At 66.1% G+C, this 12,416-nt stretch carries 10 protein-coding genes; 5 read left to right on the top strand and 5 right to left on the bottom strand.

What is annotated here, in order from left to right:
- Window positions 1-71 precede the first annotated feature (71 nt).
- The gene (locus ACZK4Z_RS16655; RefSeq protein WP_125895309.1) at window positions 72-968 is read left to right on the top strand and encodes a siderophore-interacting protein; all 897 of its coding nucleotides are present in this window, start codon (window positions 72-74) and stop codon (window positions 966-968) included.
- Between the two features lie 83 nt (window positions 969-1,051).
- Window positions 1,052-1,444, top strand: a complete 393-nt coding sequence (locus tag ACZK4Z_RS16650; RefSeq protein WP_008265644.1) for a hypothetical protein — start codon at window positions 1,052-1,054, stop codon at window positions 1,442-1,444.
- 119 nt (window positions 1,445-1,563) lie between these two features.
- Here the strand turns inward: ACZK4Z_RS16650 and ACZK4Z_RS16645 are convergent, their stop codons facing one another.
- Window positions 1,564-3,528, bottom strand: coding sequence for a M2 family metallopeptidase (locus ACZK4Z_RS16645; RefSeq protein WP_125895308.1), 1,965 nt, complete (start codon window positions 3,526-3,528; stop codon window positions 1,564-1,566).
- 690 nt (window positions 3,529-4,218) lie between these two features.
- Between ACZK4Z_RS16645 and ACZK4Z_RS16640 the strand changes: the two genes are divergently transcribed.
- A complete protein-coding gene (locus ACZK4Z_RS16640) occupies window positions 4,219-5,133 on the top strand; it encodes an IS110 family RNA-guided transposase (RefSeq protein WP_478450920.1) in 915 nt (304 codons plus the stop codon).
- Window positions 5,134-5,388: 255 nt separating this feature from the next.
- Here ACZK4Z_RS16640 and ACZK4Z_RS16635 read toward each other — a convergent pair whose 3' ends face one another.
- The 3 genes from ACZK4Z_RS16635 to ACZK4Z_RS16625 form a co-directional block, all read right to left on the bottom strand.
- Window positions 5,389-7,038 (bottom strand): phosphoethanolamine transferase, encoded by a 1,650-nt coding sequence (locus tag ACZK4Z_RS16635; RefSeq protein ID WP_125895854.1) that lies wholly within the window; start codon window positions 7,036-7,038, stop codon window positions 5,389-5,391.
- Window positions 7,035-7,802, bottom strand: coding sequence for a phosphatase PAP2 family protein (locus ACZK4Z_RS16630; RefSeq protein WP_125895855.1), 768 nt, complete (start codon window positions 7,800-7,802; stop codon window positions 7,035-7,037). The genes ACZK4Z_RS16635 and ACZK4Z_RS16630 overlap by 4 nt, the downstream gene beginning before the upstream one ends.
- A 111-nt stretch (window positions 7,803-7,913) precedes the next feature.
- A complete protein-coding gene (locus ACZK4Z_RS16625) occupies window positions 7,914-9,617 on the bottom strand; it encodes an ArnT family glycosyltransferase (protein ID WP_049461541.1) in 1,704 nt (567 codons plus the stop codon).
- Between the two features lie 130 nt (window positions 9,618-9,747).
- On the opposite strand from ACZK4Z_RS16625, the gene ACZK4Z_RS16620 reads away from it, so the two are divergent.
- A complete protein-coding gene (locus tag ACZK4Z_RS16620) occupies window positions 9,748-10,461 on the top strand; it encodes a response regulator transcription factor (RefSeq protein WP_032129861.1) in 714 nt (237 codons plus the stop codon).
- Complete coding sequence (locus ACZK4Z_RS16615) at window positions 10,448-11,734, top strand: sensor histidine kinase (RefSeq protein ID WP_049461542.1); 1,287 nt, start codon at window positions 10,448-10,450, stop codon at window positions 11,732-11,734. Before ACZK4Z_RS16620 ends, ACZK4Z_RS16615 begins: the two co-directional genes overlap by 14 nt.
- 215 nt (window positions 11,735-11,949) lie before the next feature.
- On the opposite strand, the gene ACZK4Z_RS16610 is transcribed toward ACZK4Z_RS16615, so the two are convergent.
- Window positions 11,950-12,339: a VOC family protein gene (locus ACZK4Z_RS16610; RefSeq protein WP_032129859.1), complete on the bottom strand. Its 390-nt coding sequence runs from the start codon at window positions 12,337-12,339 to the stop codon at window positions 11,950-11,952.
- Between the last annotated feature and the right edge of the window lie 77 nt (window positions 12,340-12,416).

Here is a 12,416-nt window from a genome sequence, read left to right as displayed (position 1 = left end):
GGCACTCCAGCCAGCCGGTGCACGGGTGCACGACAGCCAGCCAATCCGATGTCGTTGCATGAGGTTCCCCCATGGCTGCGCAGCAGACCTACCGCCTGTTCGAGGTGGCGCTGAAGGAGCGCCGCGTTCTTTCCCCTTCCCTGGACCGCATGGTGTTCACCGGTGCCGACGTGGCGCGGATGAAAACCGAAGGCCCGGACCAGCGCATCAAGGTGTTCTTTCCCTTGCCCGGCCAGGAGGTGCCGCAGGTCCCCAGCGGTGACGACTGGTACCCGCGCTACCGGGCGCTGCCGGATGATCAGCGCCCGCCGATGCGCACCTACACCATCCGCCAGCTGCGTGCGGAGCAGGGCGAGGTCGATGTCGATTTCGTCATCCACGGCGTGACCGGTCCCGCCTCGCGCTGGGCCATGCATGCCCGGCCGGGCGACCGCGTGGTGCTGCTGGCCCCGGATGCCGACTGCGCCGACAGCAGCGAGGGCTGGGAATGGAAGCCGCCAGCCGGCGTTGGCCAGGTGCTGCTGGTGGCTGACGAGACCGCGCTGCCGGCAGTGGCCGGCATTCTCGAGGAACTGGCGGCCATGGTGGATCCGCCGCGCACGCTGGCCCTGCTGGAAGTGGCGCAGGCCGGTGATGCGGTTCCCCTGAAGGCGCCGGCCACGGCCGAGCTGGTGTGGTTGCCGCGTGGGCAGGCCGCCTATGGCCAGCCGCTGCTGCAGGCGGTCCAGGCAAGGTTGGCTGCGGCCGCGGGTGTGGCTGCCGGCGACGCGCTGGAAGAGATCGACGTCGATACGCAGATCCTCTGGGAGCAGGCCGACACCTGCGTGGCCGGGCCGCTGTACGCCTGGGTGGCGGGCGAGGCGGGGGCGGTGATGGCGATCCGCCGCCACCTGGTGCGCGATTGCGGGCTGGACCGCCGCGCGATCACCTTCATGGGCTACTGGCGGCACGGCAAGGTGCTGGACTGACCATGCTGGATCGAGCACGCGTGAAGCAGCGCTGCGGGCGGGGTGCGCTATCCTTGCGCCCCCCTTCGCAGCGGTACCGCACCATGTCCACCAGCTCCAAGACCCGCCGCGACCAGCGCCGTCGCCAGGAAAAGCAGGCCGCCAACAAGGCCGCCGCGCAGGCATCGCCGGTGGAACCGCATGCCGAGCTGCGCGATGCGCAGCGCACCCTGCTGGCCGGTGTCGTGCGCCGTGACGGCGAATGGGTGCTGGGCATGGACGGCCGCATCGCTGGCCACAGCGAGAGCGCTGCGCAGGTGCTGGCGCTGATCATGCAGGCCGGTGAACTGCACGAGCGCAACGGCACGCCGGTGCGCCTGATGTACTCCGATGCGCTGCGCGATGCCGCGCAGGCCGAAGCGAAGGAGAAGGGCCAGACCTTCGAGGAATTCAAGGCCGAGCTGGCCGCAGCGATGGCCGCGAAGAAGAACAGCTGACAGGCATTTCGGTAGAGCCGGCCGCTGGCCGGCTGCCCGTTGGGTCTTCATCGCGTAGTCGCCGGTCAGCGGCCGGCACTACCGGAAAGGGGCGGATCCTTGCGGACCCGCCCCTTTTCTCATTTCGCCGCCGGGGCCGCGTTGGCCTGCCAGCCGCACATCTGGCCTTCGTTCTGCTGCTTCAGCCATTCGTTGACCGGGCTGAAGTACTCGATCATCGGGCCGGCATCGAGCTTGTCGGTGCCGGTCAGTTCCTTCAGTGTGGCCTGCCACGGCTGGCTGGCACCCTTGCTCAGCATCGCCCAGTACTTCTGGCCGGCTTCCTTGTTGCCGTAGAAGGTGCACTCATGCAGCGGGCCCTTGTAGCCGGACGCGTCGCACAGGCCCTTGTAGAACTGGAACTGCAGGATGCGCGCCAGGAAGTAGCGGGTGTACGGGGTGTTGCCCGGCACGTGGTACTTCGCGCCCGGATCGAAGAACTCTTCGCCACGGGTGCTGGCCGGCGCCACGCCCTGGTACTTGGCCTTCAGGTCCCACCACGCCTTGTTGTAGTTGTCGGCGGTGATCGAGCCATCGAACACGCCCCAGCGCCAGCGGTCGATCATCAGCCCGAACGGCAGGAACGACACGCCCGACAGCGCCATGCGCATCTGGTTGTTGATGACCGCTTCGCGGCTCTCGGTCGGCGCATCAACCAGGCCGATCGAGCTGAGGTACTTGGGCGTCATCGCCAGCACGATGGTGTCGCCGATCGCTTCATGGAAACCATCGTTGGCACCGCCCTGGAACAGCGGCGGCAACGGGTTGTAGGCCAGGTCGTAATAGATGTGGCCCAGCTCGTGGTAGATGGTGGTGAAGTTCTCTTCGTTCGGCTTGATGCACATCTTGGTGCGCACGTCGCCTTCCATGTTCATGTCCCAGGCGCTGGCGTGGCAGACCACGTCGCGGTCGTCAGGCTTGATGAACTGGGTCTTTTCCCAATACGACTGCGGCAGCGACGGCATGCCCAGCGACACGTAGAAGTCCTGGGCGCGCTCGGTCATCTGCTTGGCGGTACGCAGTTCGGCCTCGCGCTGTGCCTTGTACTGCGCCGCTACGTTGGCATCCTTGCCGGCCTTGGCCAACGCCGCGCTCAGGTTGGTCTGGTACTGCTTTTCAAGCGCTGCAGTGATGTCCAGGCTGCCGGCACCCGGATACGGCTCCAGCTGGTCCCACAGATTCGACCAGTCCTGCTGCCACATGTTGCCCAGCAGGTGTGCGGCGATCAGGCCATTGCCCACTTCCGCCTTGTCCTTGCCGTAGGTCTTGTCCAGCTTGCCGCGTGCGTAGCAGTGCAGCTGCTCGTACATCGGCTTGACCTGTTCCCACAGGCGGTCGGTTTCCGGGCCGATCTGCTCCGGCGGCATGTCGTAGCCGCTGCGCCACATCTGGCCGGCATCGGTGAAGCCCATGCCCTTGGCACCTTCGTTCACCAGACCGACAAATTTCTGGTAGTCGCCGCGCATGCTCTTGGTGGTGCTGTGCCAGCCCTGCCAGGCGTCGAGCTGCTTGTCGTAGTCGCGGCTGCGTGCCAGCACCTGCTCCAGCTCGCCCAGCTGGCGGCAGGAGTTGGGATCGTTGGCATCGGTGCAGTACTTGCCGGCACCGTAGCTGCCTTCCATGCGGGTGGCGATCTGGGTCAGCTCGGCCAGCTTGGCCGGGTCACGCGGTGCCGGCATCGAGGACATCAGCTTCAGCAGGTGGATCGCGCGCTTGCTGTCCTCGCTCATCGGCTTGCCATCGAACTTGGCGGCCTGTTCGATCCAGCTGTTGAGCTGGGTCAGCGAGCGCTCGTTGGCCTTGGCCGCGATGCGTTCCGAATCACTGTTGATGTAGGTGGAGGACAGCCACTGCGCCGAGGTCATCTCCGGGTAGGCGGCCTTGAATTCGGCATTGATGCGGGCCACGAACTGGTCGGCGGTTTCGCCGGCCGGGGCGCTGCTGCTGGCGGTATCGGTGCCTGGGGCAGCTTCCTTCTTGCAGGCGGCCAGGGCCAGCGTGGCGGCGGCGATTGCCGAGGCCAGCAGGAGATGACGGTGTTTCACGGGCGGTCCTTGGGTGGTGAACGACGGCCGAAGGCTAGTGGGCAGTCGCCGCCACCGCAAGTGGCGGAAGTCGGTTGGGTTCGGCAGGGCTGCGCCCTGCACCTGCCGAAGCCTTCAAGCAACGTCAACGTCAGAAGCGGGTATTCCGTGGTTTGGCGGGGCGGTGTCGGAGTGCGGGGACGCCGCAAGTACGTCCCTGTAGGCTTGGCAGCCGCATCCATGCGGCTGACACCCCGCACTCCGACACCGCCCCACCTCCGACAGATTCCGTGTGCTGTGGGTAGGTGTCGACCTTGGTCGACACATCTGTCAGATATCGAAAGGAATCTGGGGTCAGATCCGGTTTCCTCCGGAAAACGGATCTGACCCCAAGGCCGTTCCATCAGATCGCGGAAAACTGTCGAAGGCGGGGTGGATCCGGTTGCGGGGGCGTGAGCGCCATGGATGGCGCGACCGAGCCTTATCTAATCGGAATCTGGCAGCGTAGGCGTCGAGAGCCGGCGTGGGCCGCCGTGCGAGCCTGGATCTCGACGATCCGTAACCAGGATCGCGACGATCGCCATGTAGCTTGGCGCCCACGCCGGAATCTCCCTTGATCCGCCCGAACAGTTGCTGGAGCGACCACTCGAAGCGATAAGACTGGGCAAGCGGGGGAGCTCTCGACCCTTCCAGACTATACGGAGTCAGGTGATGAACGGGATCGGGATTGATGTCAGCAAGCGTCAGCTGGATATCGGTACGACGGACGGAGAAACCCTGCAGGTCAGCAACAACCGCTCCGGGTTTTCTGAACTGGATGTTTGGCTGAAGAAGCGTCCGACCCGCCAGATCGTGCTTGAAGCCACGGGTGGCTATGAGCAGCCGGTGCTGGATTTCCTGCACAAGGCCGGTCATCCGGTGGCCCGTGCCAATACCTTGCGCGCCCGGAAACTGGCTCAGGGGTTGGGTCAGACTGCCAAAACCGACCGTTTGGATGCCTACGCGTTGGCGCAGATGGCCGCCCTGGTGAAGCTGCCTCCCTATCAGCCGCTGCAGTCTTGGCAGCAGAAGATGCGGGAGTTCGTTCGGGCACGTCGGCAGGCGATAGACGCCCTGACCATCGCGCGGCAACAGCAGGAAATGGTGCTTGATCGTGAACTGCGCCGACTACTGCAGGGCAACATCACCCGCCTACAAACGTTGGTTGAGCGTCTGGGCAAGCAGATCGTCGAGCAGGTTGGTCAGCAGCCTCAACTGAAGATGCTGAAGTCGATGAAGGGCGTAGGGCCTGTGCTGCAGGCAGTTCTAGCCAGCTATCTGCCAGAGCTTGGCAGGATCACTGGCAAGCGCATCGCCAGCCTGGTCGGGGTAGCCCCGATGTCCCACGACAGCGGCACGATGAGAGGAAAACGAAGCATCCACGGTGGAAGAGCCGAAATCCGGCAAGTGCTCTACATGGCGGCAATGTCGGCCATGCGGCATGAACCTCGGCTGCGCGATTTTTACCAGTCGCTACGAGCCCGCGGCAAGGAAGGCAAGGTGGCCATCGTGGCAGTGATGCGGAAGATGCTGGTCATCCTCATCGCCCGTGTGCGCGACGCTGAAAGCGGGCTAGTCCCCGCCTGAGGCGAGCCAGGGCGAAAGACCAAAGGCTGCCGGCCAGCGGCCGGCACTACCGTGCCCGTTTACCTGACGGGCCTGAGACTCTCCAGCAACACAGTTGCTACAGGGATGTATTTACGGCGTCCCCCGCAACCGGACCCACCCCGCCAACCCACGGATAGCCAGCTTCTGCTGTTGCTGTTGCTGTTGCTGTCGAGGCTGCCGGCCAGCGGCCGGCACTACCGCGGGTGCAGGGCTGCAAGCCCTGCCGGACAACCCTCAACCCTCGCAGTTGGCGAATACGTCGCGGTCGCGCTCGTACAGCGAGGTCTTCACCTGCATCAGGCCCAGCACCGACGGGAACAGGTTGTCATGGTCGGTGTAGGCCGCCGAACGCTTGCGCACGCACTGCAGGTCCAGCCCGCGGCTGCTGGCGAAGCCCTGCGAGAACCACATCGTCATCGGTACCCGGGTCTGCTCGGCCGGGGCGATGGCGTAGGGCACGCCATGCAGGAACAGGCCCTTCTCGCCCAGCGACTCGCCGTGGTCGGACAGGTAGATCATCGCCGTGTCGTAGTCCTGCATGCCCTGCAGCGTACCGATGGTCTTGGTCAGGAAGTGATCGGTGTACAGCACGGCATTGTCGTAACTGTTGGTGATCTCTTCGCGCGAGCAGCGGCCGATGTCGCGGGTATCGCAGGTGGGGGTGAAGCGGCGGAACGCGGGCGGGTAGCGCTCGAAGTAGGCCGGGCCGTGGTTGCCCAGCTGATGCAGCACCACGACGCGGTCGCCCGGCTTTGCACGTACCTGGGTGGCCAGGTCCTGCAGCAGGATTTCATCCATGCAGCGGCCGTCAGCGCACAGGCCCGGCGTGGTCGCATCGGACAATGACTGGAAGTCCAGGCCTTCGCACACGCCCTTGCAGCCGGACTGGTTGTCACGCCACAGCGGCGCGATACCGGCACGGTTCAATACGTGCAGCAGCGACTGGTGCGCGCGGATCTTCTTCTCGTCGTAGTCGTGCCGGCCCCATGGCGAGAACAGGCACGGCAGTGAAACCTCGGTGCTGGTGCCGCACGAGTGCATGTCCGGGAAATTGATCACGCTGGCCTGCGCCAGTTCCGGGGTGGTGTTGCGGCCACCGTTGAGGCCCCAGTTCTGCGCGCGCACGGTCTCGCCCATGACGATCACCAGCAGGCGCGGCTTGCTGGCAGGGGCACGCGGGGTGGCCTTGGCATCGGTACCGATCGGCAGCTTCGGTGCGCGCTGTACCGGGTTGTCGCCACGCAGTGCACGCGGCACGCCCAGCAGCACATTGGCCGGGGTGGCGAGGTAACGCACTTCGCGCTGGTTGCGCATCAGTGCCGAGACATCCTGGAACGAGATCAATGCGCCGCCCACCGCGGTCACTGCCGCCACGACCAGGAAGCCGACGCGCCAGAGCAGGCTGCGGCCCCAGCTGCGGCGGCGCAGCTGCACGCGCCACAGCACCGCCATCGGCAGCACTGCCAGCAACAGCACCGGCCACACCAGCGATATGGTCATCAGCTCGCGGCTTTCCTTGGGATCGGTCGCCAGCACGTTGCGCAGCATGTCCGCATCCAGGTAGATGTGGTAACGGCTCATGTAATGCGCAGCGAATGCGGTCACCAGCAGCAACAGGCTGATCACCACCTTGGCGTTCCAGCGCCAGACCAGGATGCCCAGCAGCACGCCGTGCGCACCGAGCAGCAACAGCAGCAGCGACAGCGCGTAGCGCAGGCTGCCCGGATGGCTGGCCATCGCGCTGTGCCAGAACAGGCCATTGCCTGCCACCGCGAAGAACAGGCTGGTCAGTGCGATCAGTGCTTCGGTGGACAGCTGCGGCCGCCAGCGGCGAAGGTTCGCCAACGCGGGAAGGCGGGTGGGGCGTTGGACCGATGCACTCATGCGTTTGCCTCCTGGCGGTGGGGACGGTCCAGCTGACGGCGGGCCAGGACGCGTTTGACGATCAGATACAGGCTCAGCGAAAGCAGCCAGCAGATCAACGCAGTAGCAACGTCATGCGAAAGGAAATGCGCGCCCCGCAGTTGCTGGCTCACGCCGAATACCAGGCCGGTGCCAAGGCCGATCCACAACCCGGCCCAGCGCCATGAAGGGCGCCACAGCAAGGCGAAAAAGTACAGGGACAACCATGCATAGCCCGCGCTGGCGTGGCCGGCCGGGAAGCAGGCCTGTGCGGCCATGCCTGCGGGGCGTGCCGTGAAAAGCCCGATGAACGGCTGGTGGCCACCGTAGCGCAGCAGGTCCCAGGGGCATTCCATCGGCACCAGCGACTTCAGCAGGGAGATCACACCTGTGCCCAGGGCCATGGCAATCACGACATAAAGCAGCGCCCACCGCAGGGTGCGATCGCGACCCTTTCGCCAGTGGTGGAAGCACAGCAGGATCGCCACGAGCGCAGCCGCCGTGCTCAGCCACTTGCCGGCCTTGTGCACCACCGTGCGGGTGACCCAGGCGTCCTGTAGCGCCCAATGGCCACCCTCAAGGCGGAACAGGTGATCGGCCACCCATTGGTCGCCGCCGAAACCCATCAGCAGCGTAAACACGGGCAGACCGATTGCGACAGGCAGCCAGAGGTGAGTTACGGCGAATTTTGACGCCAGTGGCGATGTCGCAAGCGGCGCTACCGAATCAAGGGGACGGACGGGCATGCTGGGAAAGGGCGGGTCGGGAATCCGCGGCCATGCTCGTCACCTGGATGTCGGAGAAGGGTCGGACGCTCGTTCGTGCCGGGTTAATGCTTGTCCGGCACGTGTCAGCGTTCAGTCTTCTTCGGCGGTCGCGCCGGCCCGTTCAGCGTGGCATTCCGCGTCCCACGCGGTACCGGGAAGCAGTTGCCAGCGATTCCTGTTGGCAATACCGATATCGATCACCTTGCTCGGGTCCACGCACGGGCTCATCGCATCGTCCAGCACCAGCAGCCAGCGCTTGCCCGGTGCCTCGGCCAGCCACGGGCCGGCGTCGTGCCACTGCTCGGCCCAGGGCCGCTTGAAGCCGAACTCGCGCACCGGCCGGTCGGCCTGCAACAGGTTCTGCTCGCGCCAGGCCACCAGCGCCAGTTCGGCGTCGGGTCCGATCCGCGCGCCCACCCGGCGCATGAGTGCCGACGCCGAAGCGAAGGGGTCCAGGGCAGGCATCAGCACCAGGCCGTAGAGCATCCACAGCATGCCGTGGGTCAGCAGTACCAGCGTCGCGGCACGGCGTACCCGCAGCCACACGATCAGCGTGGCCAGGGCAATGGCGAAGGTCAGCAGGCCATCGCCCAGCACCGGCAGCAACGTCTCGGGCATGGCGCGGCGTTGCAGTTGCGCCAACGCCCATGGGTGCTCGGTCATCAGCATTACGCCGAGTACGCCGGTGGCCAGCATCAGCACCACGCTGTAGCCGAACAGGTAGCGGCGCACGCACACGCGGCGCAGCAGGCCGGGCAGCAGCGGCGCCACGGCCAGTGCCATCGCCGGCAGCATCGGCAGCAGGTACACCTCGCGCTTGCCCGGGCTGGCACTGAAGAACACCAGTACCAGTACGGCCCAGCCCAGCAGCAGCCACTGGCGGCGATCGCCACGACGGATGCGGCGCCACCAGGGCTTGAACAGCATCGGCAGCAGCAGGCTGCCCGGCAGCCACAGGGTCAGGATCACCTGCAGGTAGTACCAGGCCGGCTGCCGGTGGTGCCAGGCATTGGCGTAGCGGGTGCCGGTCTGCTTGAACAACAGCTCGTGCGCGTAGGCCTGCAGTTCGGCGCTGGGCGTATGCAGCAGGGCCCAGCCCAGCGGCGCCAGCCACACGCCCACGCCCAGCAGGAACGCCGGGATCAACCACAGCAGCGTTGCCGGGTGCGGACCCTCCACACGGTGCCCGCGACGGCGCTGGTACAGCCACCAGCCGAACCAGGGCAGCACCAGCAGCAGCGGCAGGAAACCCACGCCCTTGGTCACCGTGCCGACACCGGCGGCGAAACCGGCCAGCCACAACGCGGGCAGGTTGCGACGTTCGCACAGGTGCCGCATCAAGCCCCACAGGGCGACGGTGGTCATCCCCACCAGCACCATGTCGATCTGCGCACGCTTGGCCATCAGCCCGAACTGCAGCGTGCAGAACAGCGCCGCGAGGGCATAGATGGAATGCCGCGGCGACCACAGCCTCCGTGCCAGATCCGACACCAGCCACAGACTCAGCAGGGCGCCCAGCAATGATGGCAGCAGGAACGACCATTGCCAGCTGCCGACCACCTCGTAGGCGGCCGCCTGCAGCCACATGAACACCGGTGGTTTCTCGGCATACAGCTCGCTGCCACGATGCGGCAGCAGCCATTGCCCGCTCTCGACCATGGTCCGTGCGGCCAGCACGAAGCGCGGCTCGTCCGGTGGCTGCGGCTGCCGAAGGCCGATGCCCGCTGCCAATGCAGCAATGATCAGCAGCCACAACAGGGGCAGGCGCCAACGGCGGGGCAGGGCTACGGGCACGGCAGGCTCCGGGAGCAAAACGGCCATTCTGAGGTGGCAGGGGTGGGAAAAGCGTCAGAAGGGGGCGGGACGACCGCATTCCGACATGGGCGGCGCTACCATGGTACGAACTTCCGTGGATGTTTCGTGCATGCGTCTGTTGGTGATCGAGGACAACCGCCAGCTGGTGGCCAACCTGTTCGACTATTTCGAGTCGCGCGGGCATGTGCTGGACGTGGCCCCGGATGGCATCACCGGCCTGCACCTGGCCGGCAGCCACCCCTACGATGCGGTGATCCTGGACTGGATGCTGCCGCGCATGGAGGGACCGGAAGTGCTGCGCCGGCTGCGTGCCGAGCACGCGTCGGAGGTGCCGGTGATCATGCTGACCGCGCGCGATGAACTGCCGGACAAGATCGCCGGTTTCCGCGCCGGTGCCGACGACTACCTGACCAAGCCGTTCGCCCTGCCCGAGCTGGAGGTGCGGCTGGAAGCGCTGCTGCTGCGTGCGCAGGGCCGCAACCCGCGCAAGCGCCTGCAGGTGGGCGATCTGGTGCTGGATCTGGCGACGCTGGAGGCCCAGCGTGAGGGCCAGGTGCTGCACCTGTACCCGGCCTGCCGCAAACTGCTGGAAGTGCTGATGCGGGCCAGCCCGGGTGCGGTGACGCGACAGCAGCTGGAGTTCGCCCTGTGGGGTGACGAGCCGCCGGATGGCGACCTGCTGCGTTCGCATGTCTACGAGTTGCGTCGCAGCGTTGACGGTCCGTTTGCCGAGAAGCTGATCCACACCCTGCCGCGCGTGGGTTACCGGTTGGCGGTAGTGGAGGGTGCCGACGCCGGCAGGAATGCTGATGAGGGCGCGTAAGCCGGGGCCGTTGTACCGGCGCGTGGTGTGGTGGTTGCTGGGCTATCTGGCGCTGCTGTCGATCGCGGTGTTCAGCGTCGGCAACTACGTGCACGAGCACGCCGAGCATGCCGCCTGGCGCGCGCTGCTCAACTCCGAGCTCGACAGCATCGTCGAGCATGTCGAGCACGAACCGCACTATCGCTGGCAGGATTCGGACACGCTGAGCCTGTACCGCTTCGACGCGGTCAACCTTCCCGATAGCCTGCGTACCCTGCATCCAGGGCTGCACGACGGCGTAATGGTCAAGGGCCGCGAGACGGCGGTGATGGTGCGTGAAACCCAGTCGATGGGACGGGTCGCGCTGGTACTGGACATCTCCGACTTCCATGACCTGGAACAGTTCGCCACGCGCTGGGTGATGCTGGCCGGGGTGATCATGATCTTCGTTACCGTGCTGATGGCTTCGTTCGGCATGGAGCGGATGGTGCGTCCGCTGAGCCTGCTGGCACAACACATCGCCGCGCTCAGGCCGGGCGTGCAGGGGCAGCGCATCGAGGTCGACCCGCGCGGCAGCTCAGAGCTGCACACCATTGCCAATGCGTTGAACGACTACCTGGATCGCAACGAGCAGTTCGTCGAACGCGAGCGGGTCTTCATCAGCACCGCCAGCCATGAACTGCGCACGCCGATCGCGGTGATGACCGGTGCCGCCGAACTGGCGCTGGAGCAACCGGGCCTGCCCGAGCGTGCGCGCCAGCAGATGCAACGGGTACTGCGCACCGCGCAGAGCGTGGAGCAGCTGATCGAACTGCTGCTGGTGCTGGCGCGTGATCCGGCGCGACTGGCGGCGCGTGCCGAGCGCATCGCGCTGGATCAGCTGCTGCCGGAGATCGTCGACGACCATCGCCACCTGCTGGGCGACAAGGACCTGAGCATCGGCATCCAGGCCGCACCGGTGGACATCGTCGCGCCGCTGGCGGTGGTGCAGGCAGCGATCGGCAACCTGCTGCGCAACGCCATCGAGAACAGTGGCCGTGGCCACATCGAATTGCGCCTGAGTTCGTCGGCGGTGCTGACCCTGCAGGACCCGGGACATGGCATGAGCCCGGAAGAGATCGCGGCGATCCATGCGCGGATGGCCCGTGGCGAACGCGCCGATCGTGGCGGCGGCATCGGACTGGATCTGATCGCGCGGCTGTGCGAGCACCTGGGATGGACCCTGCAGTTGCAGCCCTGCGAGCCGCGTGGCACGCGTGTCACGCTTGATTTCGGTGCCTCGCGACCGCGCTGATCCGGCCGTTCGTGTAAATGCCAACCTTGGTTGGCATGCCGTTCGTCGACCAAGGTCGACGCCTACCCAGGCGGTGGCTGTCCGTGTCCTGGTAGATGCCAGCCCTGGTTGGCATGCCCTGGCGGTGGCTGGGCGTGCTCTGGTAGATGCCAACCTTGGTTGGCATGCCGTTCGTCGACCAAGGTCGACGCCCACCCAGGCAATGGCTGTCCGCTTCAACGCCCGTTCGGTCGCGCCACGTGCTGGTCGATCAGGATCACGTTGCCGTCGGGATCGGCCAACTGCAGATAGCCGGTCCCCTGGCCATCAGGATCGGTGCGGACCGCCAGTTCGATGCCCCTGGCGTCCAGCTCTGCCTGCAGCTCACGCACATCCTGGAAGTGGGGCAGTTCCTGCTTGTGCTGGTCCCAGCCGGGGTTGAAGGTCAGCAGGTTGCCCTCGAACATGCCCTGGAACAGCCCGATCACCGTGCCGTTGCTGCGCATCACCAGCCAGTTCTGTGCCGGATCGCCGCCGGTGACCGAGAAGCCCAGGGCTTCGTAGAAGGCACGGGAGGCCGCGAGATCCTTCACCGAGAGGCTGACCGAAAAGGCACCAAGCTGCATGAGTGGGCTCCCTGACGGGATGGGGGTGTCGGCACTGCAGCATGACCGGGCGTGAAGACAATGTTAATCTCGATCTG

It is taken from the genome of Stenotrophomonas sp. 71799_Sma (assembly GCF_056482505.1).
This window is presented reverse-complemented; position numbering and strand designations above follow the sequence as displayed.

Coding starts and splice junctions, on each gene's coding strand:
- ACZK4Z_RS16640 (WP_478450920.1), top strand. CDS start 4,219: ATGAACGGGATCGGGATTGATGTCAGCAAGCGTCAGCTGGATATCGGT.
- ACZK4Z_RS16610 (WP_032129859.1), bottom strand. CDS start 12,339: ATGCAGCTTGGTGCCTTTTCGGTCAGCCTCTCGGTGAAGGATCTCGCG.
- ACZK4Z_RS16615 (WP_049461542.1), top strand. CDS start 10,448: ATGAGGGCGCGTAAGCCGGGGCCGTTGTACCGGCGCGTGGTGTGGTGG.
- ACZK4Z_RS16630 (WP_125895855.1), bottom strand. CDS start 7,802: ATGCCCGTCCGTCCCCTTGATTCGGTAGCGCCGCTTGCGACATCGCCA.
- ACZK4Z_RS16635 (WP_125895854.1), bottom strand. CDS start 7,038: ATGAGTGCATCGGTCCAACGCCCCACCCGCCTTCCCGCGTTGGCGAAC.
- ACZK4Z_RS16650 (WP_008265644.1), top strand. CDS start 1,052: ATGTCCACCAGCTCCAAGACCCGCCGCGACCAGCGCCGTCGCCAGGAA.
- ACZK4Z_RS16655 (WP_125895309.1), top strand. CDS start 72: ATGGCTGCGCAGCAGACCTACCGCCTGTTCGAGGTGGCGCTGAAGGAG.
- ACZK4Z_RS16620 (WP_032129861.1), top strand. CDS start 9,748: ATGCGTCTGTTGGTGATCGAGGACAACCGCCAGCTGGTGGCCAACCTG.